The following is a 19845-nucleotide window of genomic DNA, read 5'->3' as shown; positions in this document are numbered from 1 at the left end:
GAGCCGCCGTGAGCGCAACCGAATCCGCTGCCCCCGGTGGGCTCGTGGTCGTCACGGTGACCTATTCACCTGGCGAGCACCTCGAGCACTTCATCACCACCCTCGCCACAGCGACCGCTGAGAAACCACAGGTCATCCTGGCCGACAACGGCTCGACCGATGGCGCACCCGAACTCGCCGCCGAGGCGAACGCGCACGTGCGGCTGCTGCGCACCGGCGGCAACATCGGCTACGGCGGTGCCATCAACATGGCCGTCGCCCAGATCGACCCCTCGGTCGAGTTCGTGGTGATCGCCAACCCGGACATCCGCTGGGGCACCGACTCCATCGACGAGCTGCTCGCCGCCGCCCAGCGCTGGCCGCGGGCAGGCGCGCTCGGCCCGATGGTCCGCGAGCCGGACGGCAGCGTCTACCCCTCCGCGCGCCGGGTGCCCGGCCTGGCCGACGGCGCAGGCCACGCCATCCTCGGCGCCGTCTGGAAGGGCAACCCCTGGACCCGCCGGTACCGCCGGGAGAACGAGGAGATCTCCGAGCGCACCGTCGGCTGGCTCTCCGGCTCCTGCCTGCTGGTCCGGCGCGCCGCGTTCGACAGCATCTCCGGATTCGACTCCCGCTACTTCATGTACATGGAGGACGTCGACTTCGGCGACCGCATCGGCAAGGCGGGCTGGCACAACGTCTTCGTGCCGTCCGCCGAGGTCACACATGCCAAGGGGCACGCGGCGGGCAAGCACCCCGAGCTCATGCTGCCCGCGCACCACGCCAGCGCCTACCGCTTCCAGGCGGACCGGCATCCGCACTGGTGGCAGCTGCCGTTGCGGCTCGCTCTGCGCGCCGGACTTGCGGTCCGCTCCCGGATTGCGGTTCGATCTGCGCTGCGCGCGCAAGGCCGCGAGCGCTAGGAACTCTCGACAGGGGAGCTGATGGCAGGCAACGAAGGTACCGACGCGGTCATCCTGGTCGGCGGAAAGGGCACCCGGCTGCGGCCGCTCACGCTCTCCGCCCCCAAGCCGATGCTGCCGACGGCCGGGTTGCCGTTCCTGACGCACCTGCTGGCCAGGATCAAGGCGGCGGGCATCACGCACGTGGTGCTCGGCACCTCCTTCAAGGCGGAGGTCTTCTCCGAGCACTTCGGCGACGGCTCCGAGCTCGGGCTGGAGATCGAGTACGTCTACGAGAGCGAGCCGCTCGGCACCGGCGGTGGCATCAGGAACGTGCTGCCCAAGCTGCGTGCCGACACCGTCGTGGTGTTCAACGGCGACGTGCTCGGCGGTACCGACCTGCGGGAGGTGCTGGCGACGCACCACACCACCGGTGCCGACGTCACGCTGCACCTCGTCCGGGTGAGCGACCCGCGCGCGTTCGGCTGCGTGCCGACCGACGGTGACGGGCGGGTGCAGGCGTTCCTGGAGAAGACGCAGGATCCGCCGACCGATCAGATCAACGCCGGGTGCTACGTGTTCCGGCGGGAGTACATCGAGAAGATCCCGGAGGGGCGGCCGGTCTCGGTCGAGCGCGAGGTTTTCCCGGCGCTGCTCGCCGAGGGGGCTCGGGTGCAGGCACATGTGGACTCGTCGTACTGGCGGGACATGGGCACCCCGGAGGACTTCGTGCGGGGCTCCGCCGACCTCGTTCGCGGGATCGCGCCCTCGCCCGCGCTGCCGGGTCAGCGGGGAGAGTCGCTGGTGCACCCGGGGGCTGGAGTCGCGCCGGGGGCGCTGCTCATCGGTGGCACCGTGGTCGGCCGCGGCGCCGAGATCGGGGCCGGGGCCCGGCTGGACGGGGCGATCGTCTTCGACGGCGCGGTCGTCGAGGCCGGGGCGACGGTCGAGCGGACCATCATCGGCTTCGGCGCCCGGATCGGGCCCCGGGCGCTTGTCCGCGACGGTGTCATCGGCGACGGAGCGCATGTGGGGGCGCGCTGTGAGCTTCTCCGCGGGGCCCGGGTGTGGCCGGGCGTGGTGATCCCGGACGGCGGGATCAGGTTCAGCACCGACGTCTGACGGTCACCCCTTCCAGATGTAGCGGCTCTTGGGGCGGCCTGCCTTGCCGTAGTCCGACCTGCGGTCCACCAGGCCGTCGTCGGCCAGCTTCTCCAGGTAGCGCCAGGCTGTGATGCGGGAGACGCCCACCGTGGAGGCGGTTTCGGTGGCGGTCACGCCCTGGGGGGTGGTGCGGACGGCTTCCGAGATCTCGCGGAGGGTCTGGGGGGCGAAGCCCTTGGGGGTGGTGGCGCGCTGGTCGCTGGTGCGGAGGATGCCGAAGGCCCGGTCGATCTCCTGCTGGGTGGCGGCGGATTGGCCTTCGGGGAGGGCGTGGCGGAATTCGCGGTAGCGCTCGAGTTTGTCCCGGAAGGCGGCGAAGGTGAAAGGTTTCAACAGGTAGAGGACCACGCCGGAGGCCACGGCGGTGCGGACCATGGTGAGGTCGCGGGCCGAGGTGATGGCGATGACGTCGGGGCGCGGGGTCAGCCCGGCCATGGCGGTGGCCAGGTCGAGGCCGCTGGCGTCCGGTAGGCCGATGTCCATCAGCACCAGGTCGATGGGGGCGTCGTTGGCCGACGCCTCGGCGACGGCCCGCATCCCCTCGCGCGCGGTGTGCGCGACCCGGACGGCGGTGAAACCGGTGAGCCGCTCGACGTAGGCGCGGTGCGCCTCGGCGATGAGCGGTTCGTCCTCGACGATCAGAACTCTGATCACTCCGGCTGGTCCTTTCGCGGAATCGTCACCACCACGGCGCTCTCGGGTGCCCGGTCGGTCCGGATTGTGCCACCGTGCCGCGAAACCACACGATGCACCAGGGCGAGACCGATCCCGTGGTGGTCGCTCTTGGTGGTGTACCCGCGCTCGGCGGCCCGCGCGAACAGCTCCGCCGACATGCCGGGCCCGCTGTCCGTCACCCGGACCTCCAGTGCCTCGTCGTGCCGCCCGATCGTCACCTCCACCCAGCGGTCCGCCGAGCCGGTGGCGGCGTCTATGGCATTGTCCACCAGGTTGCCGACCAGCGTCACGCCCTCGTGCGCGGAGAGCGGCTCCACGGTCTCCAGCGCGGTCTCGTCGCTCACGGTCAGCTCCACCGAGCGCTCCGCCGCCTGGTTCACCTTGCCGAGCAGCAGCGCCGCCAGCGCGGGATCGCCGACCGCCGTGAGCATCCGGTCCACCAGCGCCTGGGAGAGTTCCAGCTCCGCGGTGGCGAACTCCACCGCCTCCCGGTAGCGCCCCAGCTCCACCATGGTGACCACGGTGTGCAGCCGGTTCGCCGCCTCGTGCGCCTGCGCGCGCAGCGACTCCGCGAAGTTCCGCACCGAGTCGAGTTCGCCGAGCACGGTGCGCAATTCGGTGTGGTCGCGGATGGTCATCACGGTGCCGATCGGGCGGCCCGCCCAGGTCACGACGTCCTGGTTGACCAGAAGCACCCGGTCCTCGGTGACGTGCGTTTCGTCACGCACCTCGCCACTTCCGGTGCGGCGCAGCGAGACCGGCAGGTCGTCGCGGTGAACCGGCCCCGCCGGGAGATCGAGCAACCTGCGCGCCTCGTCGTTCACCACGTCGGCGCGGCCGTCGGCGTCGAAGACCACCAGCCCCTCGTGCACCGAGTGCAGCACGGCGTCGTGGTGCTCGTACATGGCGCGCAGCTCGGCCGGGCCGAGGCCGTGCGTCTGCCTGCGCAGCCTGCGCCCGATCAGGAACGAGCCGCCTGCAGCGGTGGCCAGCCCGGCGATCGCGACGGCGAGGATCGAGCTCAGCTGCGCGCCCACCTCGTCGCCGATCCGCGCCCTGGTGACCCCGGCGGAGACCAGCGCGACCACGGTGTCGCCGTCGTACACCGGGGTGACCGCGCGGATGGAGGGGCCGAGCGTGCCGGTGAAGGTCTCGGTGAAGGTCTGGCCGGCCAGCGCGCGGTCGATGGTGCCGGTGAAGGCCTGGCCGATCCGGTCCGGGTCGGTGTGCGTGTAGCGGGTCCGGTCCGGCGCCATGACCACGATGAAGTCCATGCCGGTCTCGCGCCGGATCTGTTCGGTGACGGGTTGCAGCCGCAGTGTCGGATCCGCCGAACGCACCGCATCGACCAGCCCGGGGGAGCGGGCCAGGCTCACCGCGACGTCGACCACCTCCTGCGCGGTGGCGGCGTCGCTGTCGTGCCTGGCGTCGACGACGGCGAGCACCGCGCCCGCGGCCACGATCAGCGCGACCACCGCGAGCTGCAGCACGAAGGCCTGCCCGGCCAGGGAGAAGCCGGTTCTGTTCCCTTCGTGCCCTTTGTTTCGTTGTTGTCCGCTGTAAAACCGCACCACCTGAACGTAATGCACCAAACAGTGACCCATGTCACTGGCAGGGAACATCCTGAGCGCACGGGCGGCATCGGTCGTCACCGCGGGGGCACCGACGAAAAGGAACAGCGGCAATGAGCGACACCACGCAACCGGCGGTCCCCGAGACGGCCGGCCCACCCGCCCGCCGGGACCGCACGCACTGGCTCTACATCGCGGTCGTCGTCGCCGTCGTCGGCGGCATCCTGGTCGGCTGGCTCGCGCCGGGGACCGGGAAGGCGCTCGGCCCGCTCGGCACCATGTTCGTGAACCTGATCAAGATGATGATCGCGCCGGTGATCTTCTGCACCATCGTGCTCGGCATCGGCTCGGTGCGGAAGGCGGCCACCGTCGGCAAGGTCGGCGGCCTGGCCATCGGCTACTTCCTCGCCATGTCCACGGTGGCGCTGGGCATCGGCCTCGTGGTCGGCAACCTGCTCGACCCGGGCAGCGGCATGAACCTCGGCCAGGACTCGGGCGCGGGAGCGCAGTACGCCGACCAGGCGCACGCGGGCGGCGGCACCGTCGAGTTCATCCAGGGCATCATCCCGACCAGCCTGCTCTCCGCGCTCACCGAGGGCAGCGTGCTGCAGGCGCTCTTCGTGGCCCTGCTGGTCGGGTTCGCGGTCCAGGGCATGGGCAGCGCGGGTGAGCCGGTGCTGCGCGCCATCGGAGTGCTGCAGAAGCTGGTGTTCCGGATTCTCTCGATGATTCTCTGGCTGGCCCCGATCGGAGCCTTCGGCGCCATCGCCAACGTGGTCGGCCGCACCGGGCTGGACGCGGTGCTGCAGCTGGCCACGCTGATGATCGCCTTCTACCTCACCTGCCTGGTCTTCGTCTTCGGCATCCTCGGCACGCTGATGTGGAGCGTCTCCCGGGTGAACATCTTCAAGCTCTGCCGCTACCTGGCCCGCGAGTACCTGCTCATCGTCGCCACCTCGTCCTCGGAGTCGGCGCTGCCCCGGCTGATCGCCAAGCTCGACCACCTCGGCGTCGAGCGCACCACCGTCGGCGTCGTCGTGCCGACCGGCTACTCCTTCAACCTGGACGGCACCGCCATCTACCTGACCATGGCCTCGATCTTCATCGCCGACGCCATGGGCCAGCCGCTCACCCTCGGCGAGCAGCTCGGGCTGCTGGTCTTCATGATCGTCGCCTCCAAGGGCGCGGCCGGGGTCACCGGCGCGGGGCTGGCGACGCTGGCCGGCGGGCTGCAGAGCCACCGGCCGGACCTGCTGGACGGCGTCGGGCTGATCGTCGGCATCGACCGCTTCATGTCCGAGGCGCGGGCGCTCACCAACTTCTCCGGCAATGCCGTCGCGACCGTGCTGATCGGCACCTGGACCGGCACCATCGACAAGGCGCGGGTGACCGAGGTGCTCGACCGCAGGATCCCGTTCGACGAGCAGACCATGCTCGACGACGAGCACGGTGCCGCCGGGTCCGATTCGGCGGCACCGGAACCCACCGCCGACAAGAAACTGGTCACCGCCTGAACAGCCGGAAGGGGACTCCGCTCGCGGGGTTCCCTTCCCCACGTCCGGGGTTGCGCCGTCGTTCACCGGGTAGCGTCTGAATATGGCAGATGTGGTTGTCGTCGGCTCCGGGCCCAACGGGCTCGCCGCCGCCGTCGTGCTGGCGCGGGCCGGGCTCTCGGTCGAGGTGTACGAGGCGTACGGGGCGGCGGGCGGCGGCTCCCGCACCGCCGAGCTGACGCTCCCCGGCTTCCACCACGATGTCTGCGCCGGCGCGCACCCCATGGCGCTGGCCGCCCCCTTCTTCCGCGCCTTCGACCTGGCCGCGCACGGCGTCGAGCTGCTCGCCCCCGAGGTCTCCTACGCGCACCCCCTCGACGGCGGCACCGCCGGGCTGGCCTGGCGCGACCTGGACCGCACCGTGGACGGGCTCGGCGTCGACGGCCCGGCCTGGCGCCGTCTGTTCGCCCCGCTGGTCCGGCAGTGGCCGGAGGTGGTCGAGCTGGCCATGTCGGACATGCGGCACCTGCCGATCGCCAGGGCGACCACCGTCCGCTTCGGGCTGCGCATGCTGGAGCAGGGCAGCCCCGCCTGGAACCTGCGCTTCCGGGAGACGGCGGCCCCCGCCCTGCTCACCGGCATCGCCACGCACGCCATCACCCCGCCGCGCAAGCTGCCCGCGGTCGGCGCGGCGCTGCTGCTCGGCACGCTGGCACACGCGGGCGGCTGGGTGATCCCGCGCGGCGGCAGCCAGGCCATCGCGAACGCCATGATCGCCGAGCTGGAGCGGCTCGGCGGCCGGGTGATCACCGGCCACCGGGTCGATTCGCTGCACGACTTCCCGGACGCGAAGGCGGTCCTGCTCGACACCGCCCCCGCCGAGCTGCTCCGGATCGCCACCACCGAGCTGCCCGAGCGCTACGCCGCCACGCTGCGCCGCTTCCAGTACGGCGGCGCCGCCTGCAAGGTGGACTTCGCGCTCTCCGGCCCGGTGCCGTGGCAGGCCGAAGGCTGCGACCGCGCGGGCACCCTGCACGTCGTCGGGACCAGGGCCGAGGCCATGGCCGCCGAGCAGGCGGTGGCCGCGGGCAACCATGCCCCGCGCCCGTACGTGCTCGCCATCCAGCCCGGCGTGGTGGACGACACCCGCGCGCCCGCGGGCAAGCACACCTTCTACACCTACGCGCACGTCCCGCACGGCTCGACCAGGGACGTCAGCGAGGACATCATCGCCCAGATCTCCCGCTTCGCCCCCGGCTTCCGCGACCTGATCCTGGACAAGCACGTCTACACCGCCGCGCAGCTGCCCGCGCACAACGCCAACTACGTCGGCGGCGACATCTCGGCGGGCGCGATGAACCTGTGGCAGACCGCCTTCCGGCCGGCGCCGCGCTGGAACCCGTACCGCACCCCGCTGCCCGGGGTGTACCTGTGCTCGTCCTCGACCCCGCCCGGCCCCGGCGTGCACGGGATGTCCGGCATGCACGCCGCGGGCCACGCGCTGCGCGAGCGGTTCGGCATCGACACCGACCCGCTCGCGCTGCTCGGCGATCAGGCGGGCGCGGGCGTCCGGTAGAGATCCGGCTCCAGGTAGATCACCCGCGCCGCGGGCACCGCGGCCCGCACCCGCTGCTCGGCAGCGTCGATGGCGGCCGCGATCTGCTCGATGTCGAGTCCGGGGGTGACGGCGATCTTCGCCGCCACCAACAGCTCCTCCGGGCCCAGGTACTGGGTCTTGAGGTGGATCACCGTGTCGATGCGCTCGCCGTCGACCAGCCCGGCGCGGATCGCCCCGTCCTCCTCGGGGGTCGCGCCCTCACCGATCAGCAGGCTCTGCATCTCGATGATGAGCACGATCGCGATCACGCCGAGCAGCGTGCCGATGGCGAGTGTGCCGACGCCGTCCCAGATCGGGTCGTCGGTGATCATGGTGAGCCCGACGCCGCCGAGGGCGAGAATCAGGCCGATCAGCGCGCCCGCGTCCTCCAGCAGTACCACCGGCAGCTCCGGGCTGCGCGAGGTGCGGATGAACCGCCACCAGCTCGCCGAGCCCTTGAGCGGGCGGGACTCCTTGATCGCGGTGCGGAAGCTGAAGGTCTCCAGCGCGATCGCGACAACGAGGATCACGATCGCCACGATCGGCGAGTTCAGCTCCTCCGGGTGCTGCACCTTGTGGATGCCCTCGTAGAGCGCGTACACCGAGCCGAGCGTGAAGAGCACCAGCGCGACGACGAACGAGTAGAAGTACCGGTTCCGGCCGTAGCCGAACGGGTGCAGCTGGTCGGCCTCCTGCGCTGCGCGCTTCTGGCCGAGCAGGAGCAGACCTTGGTTCGCCGTGTCGGCGACCGAGTGCACGCCCTCGGCCAGCATGGACGCCGAGCCCGTGATCGCGGCGCCGATGAACTTCGCCACGGCGATACCCGCGTTCGCCGCCAACGCGGCGATGATCGCCTTCCTGCCACCACCAGCCGACATCGTGGCCCCTTCCCCTAGCGATACCCGCGCCGCTCCGGCACAGTGCGCTGCGCGCGGGAATCAGACTAGGCCAGCCCGGCCCGCTGCTCCCGGCGGACCGGAACCCGGAGCCCGGCGACGGTGCCGACGCAGGCGCAGAACACCTGGGCCCCGCCATCCAGCGCCTGTGCGCGAATGTCGATGTCGGCGGCGGAGACCCAGGCCGCGCCGCCGCGCGCCAGGGTGACCGCGGCGCCGGTGTGGTCGTGCAGCCGCACCCGCCCCGCCGTGCAGAGCACGATGCCCGGCCCGGCGTGCGTGAGCGGCACGTGTGCGGCGCCCGCGGCGAGGTCGAAGCGGCGCAGCGCGAACTCCGGCGCCGGGGTGCGGTAGCGCACCGAGCCGTCGCCCGCCGGTTCGGGCAGCACCACCGGCAGCTCGATCGGCTCGAAGTCGAGCACCCGGAGCAGCTCGGGGACGTCGACGTGCTTGGGGGTGAGCCCGCCGCGCAGCACATTGTCCGAGTTCGCCATGATCTCGACGGCGAGCCCGCGCAGGTAGGCGTGCAGGTTGCCGGCCGCGAGGAAGAGCCCCTGGCCCGGCTCCAGCGTGATCCGGTTCAGCAGCAGCGCGGCGAGCACCCCGGCGTCGCCCGGGTAGGCCTCGGCGAGCTCGAGCGCGGTCTTGGCCTCGGCGGTGAACGGTCGCGGCCCGGTGCCGGAGAGGTAGCGCACGCAGCCGTCGAGCACCGCGGGCAGCAGCCCGGCGAGCGCGTTGTGCGGCAGCGTGATCCAGGTGGTGAAGAGCATGCGCAGCCCGGAGGCGTCCGGCTGCGCGGCGAGCAGCTCGGCGTGGTGCGCCAGCTCACCGACGTCGAGCGCGCGCAGCAGCTCGACCGTCCTGGTCGGCTCCCGGAACCCGGCCAGCGCCTCGAACCGCTCCAGCGCGACCACCAGCTCCGGTTTGTGGTTGTCGTCCCGGTAGTTGCGCAGCGGCGAGTCGAGCGCGACCCCGGCGGCGTTCTCCCGGCCGAACCCGGCCACCGCCTGCTCCCGGCTCGGGTGCGCCTGCAGCGAGAGCGGCTCCTCGGCCGCGAGCAGCTTCAGCAGGAAGGGCAGCGTGCCGTCGAACGGCGCCGCTGCCCAGCCCAGTTCGCGGGCCGGGTCGGCGGAGACCAGGTCGAGCAGGGAGCGCGTGCCCATGCCGTCCAGCACGACGTGCGCCGGGTCGGCCGGGTGCGCGCCGAACCACAGCTCGGCCTCGGGATGCGCCGACGGCACCGGCCTGCCGCACAGCTCCGCCAGCGCGGTGCGCGACCCCCAGGCGTACGAGCGCAGCGCACCCACCAGTTCGTGCACTAGAAGCGTCCCCCGTCGTACCGGTCCGGCGTGCCGCCGGGGGCGGCGAGCAGCCCGAGGTAAGCCGCGGCCATCTCCAACCGCAGCGCGAGCACCGCCAGCTGCTCCACCTCGCCGCCGCGGCCGGGCGAGGGCGCGGCGTCGGCGGGCGGGGTGGTCGGCGCTGCCGGGTCGGTGAGCCCGCTGTGCAGGAGATCCAGCTCGGCGTTCACCAGCTCGGCGTCGACCGGTCCCGCGCCGTCACCGCCGAAGCGCGCGATCCGCCTGCCCGCGGCCGCCTGGTCGGCGTCCGCGCTGAGCACGAAGATCCGCACCCGCTCCACCGGGGCCGGGCCGTCCAGCTCCTCGTCGTGGAAGAGCGGGTCGAAGTCGGGCGCGGTGCCTGCGGCCACCGCGACCAGCCGCGGCTGCGCGGCCACCGCCTCGGCCAGGTTCACCGCCGCCGCGACCTGCCCGGCCGACTGCAGCAGCACCTCGGCCGCGTGCCCGGCCAGCGCCGCCGTGGCCGGGGAGTCACCGCTGAACACCACCCGGTGCTGCCGCATCCGGGCGGCGAGCGTCTTGGCCGGGTTGTGGAAGACCTCGTGCTCGGGGCCGTCGCGCAGCGCCTCGGCATCGAGGATGTCGGCCAGCTTGTTCAGGTCGGGCACCGCGACCCCGGCGCGGCCCGGGTCGATGGCGGCCAGCACGGCGAGCCCGGCGGCGAAGTAGCGCAGCAGCCGGTTGTGGTCGAGGACGGCGACGCGCGGCTCCAGCAGCGCGGCCCTTCCGCCCGCCGCGGCGGCCAGCGGCCCCTCGATCGGCGCGGCGACAACGACCTCGGCGCCGCGCCGCTGGGCCCGGTCCACCGCCTCCAGCAGCCGCGGGTCACCCGCGTCGTCCCCGGTGACCAGCACCACGTCCAGCGCGCCGACCCAGGCGGGCAGCGCGGAGACCGGGACGACCGGCAGCCCGGACTGCGGCCCGAGCGCGGCGATCAGCAGTGCGGCGGCCCGCGCGGCGCGGCCGGAGCCGGTCACGATCACCAGGCTGCGGGCGCCGGCTCTCGGCAGTGCGGCGAGCGCGTTCTCCGTGACGGCCGCCGCGGTGGCACGCACCTGGGCGCCGCCGGAAGCGGCGGAGCGTAGCGCGCCATTGGCGTCGGCGGCCGTGACCGACGCGGCATCATCGAGGTCGAGCACCGGTGTTCCAGCGATCATCGGGCGTCCCACCTCCCCTTATCGCGGTGTGATCGGTCGGGCCGTGCCCGCCGCCCCGGCGACCACACCGAGGACTCGGGCGAATGCGGTCTCTGTGATTCCACTATTCCAGTCAGGAGCGGACGATGTTCAGGATCTCGGTCACGAGTGCGTCTACTTCGGCCGCCGATCGGGCTTCGACGTTCAGCCGCAGCAGCGGTTCGGTGTTCGACGCGCGCAGATTGAACCAGGCGTGCTCCGGCAGTTCGACGGTGACGCCGTCCAGCCGGTCCACCGAGCCGGCGCGATCGGCGAAGGCGGCCAGCACGGCCGCGGTGCGATCGGCGGCGTCGGCCACCGTGGAGTTGATCTCGCCGGAGGCGGCGTAGCCGGTGTACGCGGCCATCAGCTCGGAGACCGGGCGCTGTTGCTCGCCGAGCGCGGCAAGCACGTGCAGCGCGGCCAGCATGCCGGAGTCGGCGCCCCAGAAGTCGCGGAAGTAGTAGTGCGCCGAGTGCTCGCCGCCGAACACCGCGCCGGTCTCGGCCATCTGCTGCTTGATGAAGGAGTGCCCGACCCTGGTGCGCACCGGGTTGCCGCCGAGCTCGGTGACGAGCTCGGGCACGGTCCGCGAGGTGATCAGGTTGTGGATGATGGTCGAGCCCGGCTCCTTGGCCAGCTCCCGCGCGGCGACCAGCGCGGTGATCGCGGACGGCGAGACCGGGTCGCCCCGCTCGTCCACCACGAAGCAGCGGTCGGCGTCGCCGTCGAAGGCGAGGCCGATGTCGGCGCCGCTGCGCCGCACCAGCTCCTGCAGGTCGACCAGGTTGGCCGGGTCGAGCGGGTTGGCCTCGTGGTTCGGGAAGGTGCCGTCCAGCTCGAAGTAGAGCGGGACGATGCTCAGCTGCCGCAGCCCGCCGAGCACCTCGGGCACCGTGTGCCCGCCCATGCCGTTGCCCGCGTCCACCGCGACGGTGAGCGGTCTGGCGCCGTCCAGGTCGACCAGCCCGCGCAGGAACTTGGCGTAGTCCGAGAGCAGGTCGGTGCGGACCGCGTCGCCGGGCGCGCCCTCGTACCCCGGCACCCCGGCGACCACCTCGGCCGCGATGGTGGCGAGCCCGGTGTCCTGCCCGACCGGCTTCGCCCCGGCCCGGCACAGCTTGATGCCGTTGTAGCGGGCCGGGTTGTGGCTCGCGGTGAACATGGCGCCCGGACAGTCGAGATCGCCGCTGGCGAAGTAGAGCTGGTCGGTGGAGGCCAGCCCGATGTGCACCACGTCGAGGCCCTGCGCCCGCACGCCGTCGGCGAAGGCGTCGGCCAGCTCCGGCGACGATGCCCGCATGTCGTGCCCGATGACGACCCGGTTCGCGTGCTCGGCCCGCATCAGCCGGGCGAACGAGGCACCGACCTCGCGCACGAACGCGGCATCGATCTGTTCGCCGACGACACCGCGGACGTCGTAGGCCTTGATCACCGCGTTCACGGCGTCGGCGGAGCGGGGCACTGTCATGGGGGACACCCTAGTAGGCGGAGGCGCACGGTCTCGACGGCGGCCGTGGGCGCGGCGGGGAGCGCAGTGTGCGGGGTGGGGGCATGCGGCGAGCGGCGCGCGGTCGGCGGCGCCCGCGGACGCGGTGGCGCGCGCGACGTGTGGTCAGTTGGGCGGATCCGGGAGGACCCGGAGGTGCCCGCGGCGGCCGGTGCGTCCCGGTCGCGGCGGCGGGGGCAGGTGCTCGCGATACCCGCGCTGGTCGTGCTCCGGCGGCCTGCGGCGCAGCCCGGCCTCGCGGACCGCCTCGGCCAGCGCGGTCAGGTCGTCGTCGTCCGGGGTGCTGAAGCCACCCTCGTGCCGGACCATGTCCCAGCCCTTGGGGGCGGTGATCCGGGAGGCGTGCGTTTCGCAGAGATCCCAGGAGTGCGGCTCGGCGACCACGGCCAGCGGCCCGACCACGGCGGTCGAGTCCGAGTAGACGAACGTCAGCGTCGCGACGGCTGGATTCTTGCAGCCGGGCCGGACGCAGCGACGCATGGGGATCACGAATGTGAGAGTAACCCCGCGGGCCCCGTCATGTGGACAGACACGCCTGGGGAATTCGTCGCACCGGCAGCGGAAAGGCATACCACGGACTACTCCTCCTCCTCGTCGTCGTCGTCCGCCGGATCGATGACATCCGGGTCGACGCCGAGATAGGTGGCGATCTGCTGGACGAGCACCTCGCGCAGCAGATCGACCAGATCGTCGGGATCACCCGCGCGCAGCTCCAGCGGTTTCCGGAAGAGCACCACCCGCGCCCTGGTCGCGGTGCCGTGCCGATCGATGCCCGCGGGAACGAGCCGGGAGAGCGGCACCGGGCCGTCCGCCACCACCTCGTCCGGCCAGGTGACCGAATCCGGGTGCAGCGGACGGATTTTGGGGACATCGTCGACGGCGATGTCCAGTTTGGTCAAGCGGTCGTGCCACCGGGAATCCAGCGGCGCGAAGGCCTCGAGCACGAGCCGATCGAACTTCTGCCCCCTGGTGCGCCATGCGGGCACCGTCGGTGGGAGCACCGGACCGCGCAGACCGCGGCCGCGGCGGATCACCGACCTCGCGGTCGGTGGGCGGCGGTGACGGGAACGGGCCATGGCTCGAACCTAGTCGTTCCGCCCGATGTCGTGGCTATCGCGTGGCACGGCCGCCCGCGCCGGACCCCGGACGCTCGCGCGCCGGGGCGGCGTGAGCGACCGCTCAGACGATGCCGCGCTTGAGCCGGCGCCGCTCCCGTTCGGAGAGGCCGCCCCAGATGCCGAAGCGCTCGTCGTGCGCCAGGGCGTACTCGAGGCACTCGTCGCGCACCTCGCAACCCAGGCAGATGCGCTTCGCCTCGCGGGTGGAGCCGCCCTTCTCGGGGAAGAACGCCTCCGGATCGGTCTGGGCGCAGAGCGCCCGCTCCTGCCACTGCTCCTCGATCGAGTCGAACATCTCGTCGAAGCCGGTGATGATCAGGCTCAACCGGGGTGGTTCGGCACCGCCCTCGTCCTGGCCACGACCGGTGTCTTCGCAGACGCCACGAACTGCGCCTGCGGTGGAATCGGTGTGCGATACGCCGTCCGGTATGCCCGAAGGGTCCAGCTCAATGGCCATCGCTCCGCCTCCTCACTGTGTGTTAGCGCAGAAAGATTCTTTCCGTCGGACCGATGCGCCCACCGACGGCCCTACCCCGCGACGTAGTCCCGCGGACATCCCCGAACGTGCCGTCCCGATGCGAACAGGTGTTCGAAAGCTTGTTCGCGCCTTGATCTCTCGCGCGAACCCGGAATGACATGCTTGTGATTAGACACGCCGGTGCCAGCGGTGGTCAAGCCGATGAAGCTATTCCGTTACTATCCGGCACCGCTTTACGTCGCGGGGTCCCCCGAGGGAATAGCAAATGAGCAGCAAATATACCGTCGAGAGTACTCCATCGCGCCAGGGCCTAGGCTCTGCGGATGTGAGTGGACAACGAGCGGATGCCGCGCCGGGCGCGGAGCGGCGGATCGCGGTGCTGGTCGGTGGAGTCGGTGGCGCGCGCTTCCTGCAGGGCGTCCGGGAATTGCTGCCGGATGCCGAGATCTCGGCGATCGTCAATGTCGGCGACGACGTCTGGATGCACGGCCTCCGCATCTGCCCCGACCTGGATACCTGCATGTACACGCTGGGCGGCGGGATCGATACGGAACGCGGCTGGGGCCGGGTCGGCGAGAGCTGGCACGCGAAGGAGGAGCTGGCGGCTTATCGGGCGCAGCCGGACTGGTTCGGTCTCGGTGATCGAGATATTGCCACCCACCTGATTCGCAGTGAAATGTTGCGCGCCGGGTATCCGCTGTCGGCGGTCACCGAAGCGCTCTGCAATCGGTGGCAACCGGGGGTGAAACTTCTCCCGGCAACCGATGATCGCTGCGAAACCCACGTCGTTGTCGATGACGCGGATGCTCCCGGCGAACGTCGCGCGATCCATTTCCAGGAGTGGTGGGTTCGCTATCGCGCGAACATCCGGACCCATGGATTTGCCACAATCGGCGCCGATGAGGCAAAACCCGGACCTAATGTGATCGAAGTCATAGAAGGTGCGGATGCGGTATTACTGGCCCCTTCGAACCCGGTGGTGAGCGTCGGTTCGATACTCGCGGTTCCCGGCATTCGCGGCGCGCTGCGCACCACCGCGGCGCCGGTGATCGGGCTCTCCCCGGTCATCGACGGTAAGCCGCTGCGCGGCATGGCCGACGAGTGTCTCTCGGTGATCGGGGTGGAGACCACCGCCGAGGCCGTCGGCAGGCACTACGGCGCCCGCTCCGGCACCGGCATCCTGGATGGCTGGCTCGTCCACAGCACCGACACCGCCGCGATCGACGGCGTCGAGGTGCGCAGCGTCCCGCTGCTCATGACCGATCCCGCCGCGACGGCGGAAATGGTCAAGGAGGCCCTGGATCTGGCGGGGGTGAAGCCGTGACATTCGATCCGGAGCACGCATCCGGTGGCACGGTGCATCCCGGCCGCGCGGTCGATGGCGTCGCCGCGCCCGAGCCGCTCGCCGATCATGCCGCCGGTGAGCTGCGCGTCCTGCCGATCACCGGCCTGCCCGAGTTCCGGCCCGGCGACGACATCGCCTTGCACCTGGCCGAGCGGGCTCCCTGGCTCACCGACGGCGACATCCTCGTGGTCACCAGCAAGATCGTCGCGAAGGTCGAGGGCCGGATCGCGCACGCGCCCAGCGACCCCGACGGGCGCGACACGGCCCGCCGCGCCCTCGTCGCGCAGGAGGCCGTGCGCGTGCTCGCCCGCAAGGGCCGCACCCTGATCACCGAGAACAAGCTCGGCATCGTGCAGGCCGCCTCCGGCGTCGACGGCTCCAATGTCGAACGCGGCGAGCTGGTGCTGCTCCCCGCCGACCCGGACGGCAGCGCCGCCGCCCTGCGCCGCGCGCTGGCCGAGCGGCTCGGCGTCCGGGTCGCCGTGGTGATCACCGACACCATGGGCCGGGCCTGGCGCAACGGCCAGACCGACGCCGCCATCGGCGCCAGCGGCCTGCGCGTCCTGCACGACTACAACGGCGCCATCGACGGCCAGGGCAACGAGCTCCAGGTGACCCTGGTCGCCCTCGCCGACGAACTCGCCGCGGCGGCGGATCTGGTGAAGGGCAAGCTCGGCGGCGTTCCCGTGGCCGTCGTCCGCGGGCTCCCGGTCACCGACGACGGCTCGACCGCCGCCGACCTGATCCGCCGCGGCGAGGAGGACCTCTTCTGGCTCGGCACCGCGGAGGCGATCGAGAAGGGCCGCAGGGAGGCCGTGCTGCTGCGCCGCTCGGTGCGCCGCTTCACCGCCGAGCCGGTCGAGCCGGAGCGGGTGCGCGCCGCCATCGGAGTCGCGCTCACCGCGCCCGCCCCGCACCACACCCGCCCGGTGCGCTTCGTCTGGGTGCGCACCCCCGAGCTGCGCGAGCGGCTGCTCACCGAGCTGGCCGCCGCCTGGCGCACCGACCTGACCGGCGACGGGCTGGACCCGGAGCGGATCGAGCGCCGGATCGCCAGGGGCCGCATCCTCTTCGACGCCCCCGAGGTGGTGATCCCGTTCTGCGTGCCGGACGGCGCGCACGACTACCCCGACGCCACCCGCCGCGCCGCCGAGGAGACCATGTTCACCGTCGCCGTCGGGGCGGCGGTGCAGGGGCTGCTGGTCGCGCTGGCGGCCGAGGGGCTCGGCAGCTGCTGGATCGGCTCGACCATCTTCGCGCCCGCGGCCACCCGCGCCGTGCTCGGCCTGCCCGCGGAGTGGAAACCGCTGGGCGCCATCGCCATCGGGCACGCGGCGGAGGAGCTGACCGCGCGCTCGCCGCGGCCGCCCGGCGACGGCCTGGTCGAGCTGTGAGCGCGGAGTCGCTGCACGCCTCCGCCACCGAGCTGCTCACGGAGTGGGGGCCCGCCGATCCGGCGGAGCGCTCGCTGCGCGAGGCGATGCTCGCCTTCCTCGGCTCGGCGCCGGGGGGATGTCTGCGTTCGCACGCACCCGGTCACGTGACGGCATCCGCGGTGGTCTGGTCGCACGACGGCCGCGAGGTGCTGCTCACCCTGCACCCCCGGGTCGGGCGCTGGATCCAGCTCGGCGGGCACTGTGAGGAGCGGGACGACACGGTCGCCGCCGCGGCGCTGCGCGAGGCCGTCGAGGAGTCCGGCATCCCGGACCTCACCCTGGAGCCGGGGCTCTACGGCGCCCAGGCGCACCCCATCACCTGCTCGCTCGGGCAGCCGACCCGCCACCTCGACCTCCTCTTCCGGATCACCGCCCCACCGGGCGCGGTTCCGGTGCGCAGCAGCGAGTCGACCGATCTGCGCTGGTGGGCGGTGGATGCGCTGCCACCGGATGCGGACGTCCTGCTGCGTTGAGTTTACAAATTTTCGAATTTGTATAGTTTCGAGACGCGATAGGCGGTATCGTCAATCCAACGTGGTAATGCATGTCACACCGTGCAACCGGGATGGGAGACGACGATGTCCACCGAAGCCGAACCCTCGTCCATCGAGGCGCCCGCGTGGCGCGACACCAAGCGCCTCTACTGGCTCTGGGGGCTGTTCGCCCCCGCGGGGCTGTTCCTCATCGGGCTGCCGACGATCTACCTGTTCAACCGGCTCGGCTGGGACGGTGCCGCGCACGTTCCGTTCTGGCTCGGGCCGATCCTGATCTACCTGGTCATCCCGATCGCGGATGTCTTCATCGGCCCGGACGGCGACAACCCGCCGGACGAGGTGATGGAGTACCTGGAGAACGACCGGTACTACCGCTACCTCACCTACCTCTACCTGCCGCTCCAGTACGCCTCGCTGATCCTGGCCTGCTACCTGATCACCGCGGACAACCTCGCCTGGCTGCACATCGACGGCGGGCTGTGGACGGTGGACCGGATCGGGCTGGCGATCACCGTCGGCATCATCGGCGGCGTCGGGATCAACACCGCGCACGAACTCGGGCACAAGAAGGTCGAGCTGGAGCGCTGGCTCTCCCGGATCGCGCTGGCCCAGTCCGGCTACGGCCACTTCTACATCGAGCACAACAAGGGTCACCACGTGCGGGTCGCTACGCCGGAGGATCCGGCCAGCTCCCGGCTCGGGGAGAGCTTCTACCGCTTCTGGCCGCGCACCGTGTGGGGCGGGATCACCTCGTCCTGGCGGCTGGAGAAGGCGCGGCTGGAGCGGACCGGCACCGGTCCCTGGTCCGTCCACAACGAGGTGTTGAGCGCCTGGGCCATGACGGTGCTGCTCTTCGGTGCGCTCTGCGCCGTCTTCGGGCTCGACCTGCTGCCGTACCTGCTGCTGCAGGCCGTCGTCGGGTTCAGCCTGCTGGAGGCGGTGAACTACCTGGAGCACTACGGCCTGCTCCGGCAGCGCACCCCGAGCGGCAGGTACGAGCGCGCCGCGCCGACGCACAGCTGGAACAGCGACCACCTGGTCACCAACATCTTCCTGTACCACCTGCAGCGGCACAGCGACCATCACGCCTACCCGACCCGCCGCTACCAGACCCTGCGCAGCTGGGAGGGCGCCCCGAACCTGCCCGCCGGCTACGCGACCATGATCCTGCTCGCGTACATCCCGCCGCTCTGGCGCAAGGTCATGGACCCGAAGGTGCTCGCGCACTACGACGGCGACGTCACCAGGGCCAATATCCTGCCCGCGCGGCGGGAGCAGGTGCTCGCCCGCTACGGCGCCGCCTCGTGAGCGCATTCCGCTGCCCCGTCTGCGATTACACCTACGACGAGGCGAAAGGCGAACCGCACGAGGGCTTTCCGGCCGGAACGGCGTGGTCGGCGGTACCGGACGACTGGGCCTGCCCGGACTGCGGGGTCCGCGAGAAGATCGACTTCGAGGAGGCTCCGGCATGACCGACTACAAGCTCTACCAGTGCATCCAGTGCGGTTTCGAGTACGACGAGGCGAAGGGCTGGCCGGACGACGACATCGCGCCCGGCACCCGCTGGGACGACATCCCGGACGACTGGAGCTGCCCCGACTGCGGTGCCGCCAAGGCCGACTTCTTCATGGTCGAGATCGAGCGGACGTGACGCTTTGACTGCCGCGCACGCCCGTGCCACTGTCGCGGGTATGGCGCGCTCCGGATCAAGGCCTTCGTATCAGGAGGCCGCGCGGGAACTGCTGCGCACCTCGGTGCTCGACGCGGTGCGCGACCTGCTCACCGAGCGGGACTGGTCCAAGATCACCCTCGGTGACGTCGCGACCAGGGCCGGGGTGAGCAGGCAGACGCTCTACAACGAGTTCGGCTCGCGCACCGGCCTCTCCCAGGCCTACGCGCTGCGCCTCGCCGACGACCTCGTCGACCACGTCGCGGCGGCCATCGCCGCGAACGTGGGCGACGCCCGCGCCGCCATCCGCGACGGCATCGCCAACTTCCTGATCGACGCGGCGGGCGACCCGCTGGTCCGCTCGCTCGTCGCGGGCGAGGTGAAGCTGGACCTGCTCCGGCTCATCACCCTGGACGCCGGGCCGCTGCTCGAACACGCGGGGGAGCGGCTCGCCGCGGCCTTCCAGCACAGCTGGGTCGCGGCATCGGCCGCCGAATCCGAGGTGCTCGCGCACGCCATGGTGCGGCTGGCCATGAGCTACATCCCCACTCCGCCGACGCCCGACCGCGACACCCCCGCGGAGCTGAGCCTGCTGCTCGGCCCGTACGTGGAGGCCATCCTCGCGGCCCGCGCCCCCTCCTGACGGAGTTGTCCACAGGCGCCCGAACCGCCCTCGCCACCGGTTTGTGGAGGCTGTAACCTCGTTCGTGAGATCGCTTGGGGGAACCCGACAAATACCGACCGCTGTCATTGTGCTTGTGGCCACGTTTTTGTCTGTAAGGGGGGTGTAACACGCGCGTGATCTGGGACTATTCCTATGACACAGAAAGTACGGCTATACGTAGCGGAGCGAAGGTGCAATCGGCAGACTCACGGGCAGGCTCGTCGCCCGACTCGAAACGGCACCTGTGGGTTCTGGGGTTGATCGCGCCCGCGTCGGCGCTGTTGCCGTCGCAGCTGGTGTTGCAGACGGGGTCGGCGG

20 protein-coding genes are annotated in these 19845 nt (G+C 71.6%); 11 read left to right on the top strand and 9 right to left on the bottom strand.

The window, feature by feature from the left end; all coding sequences use genetic code 11:
• Positions 1-8 precede the first annotated feature (8 nt).
• The gene (locus tag ACFO0B_RS11060; protein WP_378612300.1) at positions 9-902 is read left to right on the top strand and encodes a glycosyltransferase family 2 protein; all 894 of its coding nucleotides are present in this window, start codon (positions 9-11) and stop codon (positions 900-902) included.
• A gap of 21 nt (positions 903-923) precedes the next feature.
• Entirely contained in the window at positions 924-2003 is a 1080-nt protein-coding gene (locus ACFO0B_RS11055; protein ID WP_378612299.1) for a sugar phosphate nucleotidyltransferase, read from the top strand.
• Between the two features lie 3 nt (positions 2004-2006).
• Here the strand turns inward: ACFO0B_RS11055 and ACFO0B_RS11050 are convergent, their stop codons facing one another.
• The gene (locus ACFO0B_RS11050) at positions 2007-2699 is read right to left on the bottom strand and encodes a response regulator (protein WP_378612298.1); all 693 of its coding nucleotides are present in this window, start codon (positions 2697-2699) and stop codon (positions 2007-2009) included.
• Positions 2696-4291, bottom strand: a complete 1596-nt coding sequence (locus ACFO0B_RS11045) for a sensor histidine kinase (protein WP_378612297.1) — start codon at positions 4289-4291, stop codon at positions 2696-2698. The genes ACFO0B_RS11050 and ACFO0B_RS11045 overlap by 4 nt, the downstream gene beginning before the upstream one ends.
• A 113-nt stretch (positions 4292-4404) precedes the next feature.
• On the opposite strand from ACFO0B_RS11045, the gene ACFO0B_RS11040 reads away from it, so the two are divergent.
• Together ACFO0B_RS11040 and ACFO0B_RS11035 are read left to right on the top strand one after the other, a co-directional pair.
• Positions 4405-5805: a cation:dicarboxylate symporter family transporter gene (locus ACFO0B_RS11040; protein ID WP_378612296.1), complete on the top strand. Its 1401-nt coding sequence runs from the start codon at positions 4405-4407 to the stop codon at positions 5803-5805.
• Positions 5806-5887: 82 nt separating this feature from the next.
• Positions 5888-7360, top strand: a complete 1473-nt coding sequence (locus tag ACFO0B_RS11035; protein ID WP_378612295.1) for a phytoene desaturase family protein — start codon at positions 5888-5890, stop codon at positions 7358-7360.
• On the opposite strand, the gene ACFO0B_RS11030 is transcribed toward ACFO0B_RS11035, so the two are convergent.
• From ACFO0B_RS11030 to ACFO0B_RS11000, 7 genes are all read right to left on the bottom strand, one after another.
• A complete protein-coding gene (locus tag ACFO0B_RS11030) occupies positions 7336-8259 on the bottom strand; it encodes a cation diffusion facilitator family transporter (RefSeq protein ID WP_378612294.1) in 924 nt (307 codons plus the stop codon). The two genes, ACFO0B_RS11035 and ACFO0B_RS11030, sit on opposite strands and share 25 nt — an antisense overlap.
• A 65-nt stretch (positions 8260-8324) precedes the next feature.
• A complete protein-coding gene (manA, locus tag ACFO0B_RS11025; protein ID WP_378612293.1) occupies positions 8325-9596 on the bottom strand; it encodes a mannose-6-phosphate isomerase, class I in 1272 nt (423 codons plus the stop codon).
• Positions 9596-10795: a tobH protein gene (locus ACFO0B_RS11020; RefSeq protein ID WP_378612292.1), complete on the bottom strand. Its 1200-nt coding sequence runs from the start codon at positions 10793-10795 to the stop codon at positions 9596-9598. Before ACFO0B_RS11020 ends, manA begins: the two co-directional genes overlap by 1 nt.
• A 112-nt stretch (positions 10796-10907) precedes the next feature.
• Positions 10908-12284 (bottom strand): phosphomannomutase/phosphoglucomutase, encoded by a 1377-nt coding sequence (locus tag ACFO0B_RS11015; RefSeq protein ID WP_378612291.1) that lies wholly within the window; start codon positions 12282-12284, stop codon positions 10908-10910.
• A 144-nt stretch (positions 12285-12428) separates the two neighbouring features.
• The gene (locus tag ACFO0B_RS11010; RefSeq protein ID WP_233020986.1) at positions 12429-12803 is read right to left on the bottom strand and encodes a DUF3499 domain-containing protein; all 375 of its coding nucleotides are present in this window, start codon (positions 12801-12803) and stop codon (positions 12429-12431) included.
• 98 nt (positions 12804-12901) lie between these two features.
• Positions 12902-13399, bottom strand: a complete 498-nt coding sequence (locus ACFO0B_RS11005) for a metallopeptidase family protein (protein ID WP_378612290.1) — start codon at positions 13397-13399, stop codon at positions 12902-12904.
• Positions 13400-13502: 103 nt separating this feature from the next.
• Complete coding sequence (locus ACFO0B_RS11000) at positions 13503-13736, bottom strand: WhiB family transcriptional regulator (protein ID WP_157103768.1); 234 nt, start codon at positions 13734-13736, stop codon at positions 13503-13505.
• A gap of 448 nt (positions 13737-14184) precedes the next feature.
• On the opposite strand from ACFO0B_RS11000, the gene cofD reads away from it, so the two are divergent.
• From cofD to ACFO0B_RS10965, 7 genes are all read left to right on the top strand, one after another.
• Entirely contained in the window at positions 14185-15243 is a 1059-nt protein-coding gene (cofD, locus tag ACFO0B_RS10995; RefSeq protein ID WP_378612289.1) for a 2-phospho-L-lactate transferase, read from the top strand.
• Positions 15244-15275: 32 nt separating this feature from the next.
• Complete coding sequence (locus tag ACFO0B_RS10990; protein WP_378612365.1) at positions 15276-16658, top strand: coenzyme F420-0:L-glutamate ligase; 1383 nt, start codon at positions 15276-15278, stop codon at positions 16656-16658.
• Entirely contained in the window at positions 16655-17173 is a 519-nt protein-coding gene (locus ACFO0B_RS10985; protein WP_378612288.1) for an NUDIX hydrolase, read from the top strand. Before ACFO0B_RS10990 ends, ACFO0B_RS10985 begins: the two co-directional genes overlap by 4 nt.
• A gap of 105 nt (positions 17174-17278) precedes the next feature.
• Positions 17279-18502 carry an alkane 1-monooxygenase gene (locus tag ACFO0B_RS10980; RefSeq protein WP_378612287.1) on the top strand — a complete coding sequence of 408 codons (1224 nt, stop codon included), beginning with the start codon at positions 17279-17281 and terminating at the stop codon, positions 18500-18502.
• Positions 18499-18666 (top strand): rubredoxin, encoded by a 168-nt coding sequence (locus tag ACFO0B_RS10975; protein ID WP_378612286.1) that lies wholly within the window; start codon positions 18499-18501, stop codon positions 18664-18666. The genes ACFO0B_RS10980 and ACFO0B_RS10975 overlap by 4 nt, the downstream gene beginning before the upstream one ends.
• Complete coding sequence (locus tag ACFO0B_RS10970) at positions 18663-18845, top strand: rubredoxin (RefSeq protein ID WP_233020156.1); 183 nt, start codon at positions 18663-18665, stop codon at positions 18843-18845. Before ACFO0B_RS10975 ends, ACFO0B_RS10970 begins: the two co-directional genes overlap by 4 nt.
• 40 nt (positions 18846-18885) lie before the next feature.
• Positions 18886-19506 (top strand): TetR/AcrR family transcriptional regulator, encoded by a 621-nt coding sequence (locus ACFO0B_RS10965; RefSeq protein ID WP_378612285.1) that lies wholly within the window; start codon positions 18886-18888, stop codon positions 19504-19506.
• The last annotated feature ends 339 nt before the right edge of the window (positions 19507-19845 follow it).

Origin of the sequence: Nocardia jiangsuensis, assembly GCF_042650385.1 — a bacterium.
Classification (GTDB): Bacteria; Actinomycetota; Actinomycetes; order Mycobacteriales; family Mycobacteriaceae; genus Nocardia; species Nocardia jiangsuensis.
This window is presented reverse-complemented; position numbering and strand designations above follow the sequence as displayed.

Excerpts from the sequence above, each read along its gene's own strand:
- ACFO0B_RS11055 (WP_378612299.1), top strand. The coding sequence starts at position 924 with ATGGCAGGCAACGAAGGTACCGACGCGGTCATCCTGGTCGGCGGAAAG.
- ACFO0B_RS11040 (WP_378612296.1), top strand. The coding sequence starts at position 4,405 with ATGAGCGACACCACGCAACCGGCGGTCCCCGAGACGGCCGGCCCACCC.
- ACFO0B_RS11035 (WP_378612295.1), top strand. The coding sequence starts at position 5,888 with ATGGCAGATGTGGTTGTCGTCGGCTCCGGGCCCAACGGGCTCGCCGCC.
- ACFO0B_RS11030 (WP_378612294.1), bottom strand. The coding sequence starts at position 8,259 with ATGTCGGCTGGTGGTGGCAGGAAGGCGATCATCGCCGCGTTGGCGGCG.
- ACFO0B_RS11020 (WP_378612292.1), bottom strand. The coding sequence starts at position 10,795 with ATGATCGCTGGAACACCGGTGCTCGACCTCGATGATGCCGCGTCGGTC.
- ACFO0B_RS11015 (WP_378612291.1), bottom strand. The coding sequence starts at position 12,284 with ATGACAGTGCCCCGCTCCGCCGACGCCGTGAACGCGGTGATCAAGGCC.
- ACFO0B_RS11010 (WP_233020986.1), bottom strand. The coding sequence starts at position 12,803 with ATGCGTCGCTGCGTCCGGCCCGGCTGCAAGAATCCAGCCGTCGCGACG.
- ACFO0B_RS11005 (WP_378612290.1), bottom strand. The coding sequence starts at position 13,399 with ATGGCCCGTTCCCGTCACCGCCGCCCACCGACCGCGAGGTCGGTGATC.
- ACFO0B_RS11000 (WP_157103768.1), bottom strand. The coding sequence starts at position 13,736 with ATGTTCGACTCGATCGAGGAGCAGTGGCAGGAGCGGGCGCTCTGCGCC.
- cofD (WP_378612289.1), top strand. The coding sequence starts at position 14,185 with ATGAGCAGCAAATATACCGTCGAGAGTACTCCATCGCGCCAGGGCCTA.
- ACFO0B_RS10980 (WP_378612287.1), top strand. The coding sequence starts at position 17,279 with ATGTCCACCGAAGCCGAACCCTCGTCCATCGAGGCGCCCGCGTGGCGC.
- ACFO0B_RS10970 (WP_233020156.1), top strand. The coding sequence starts at position 18,663 with ATGACCGACTACAAGCTCTACCAGTGCATCCAGTGCGGTTTCGAGTAC.
- ACFO0B_RS10965 (WP_378612285.1), top strand. The coding sequence starts at position 18,886 with ATGGCGCGCTCCGGATCAAGGCCTTCGTATCAGGAGGCCGCGCGGGAA.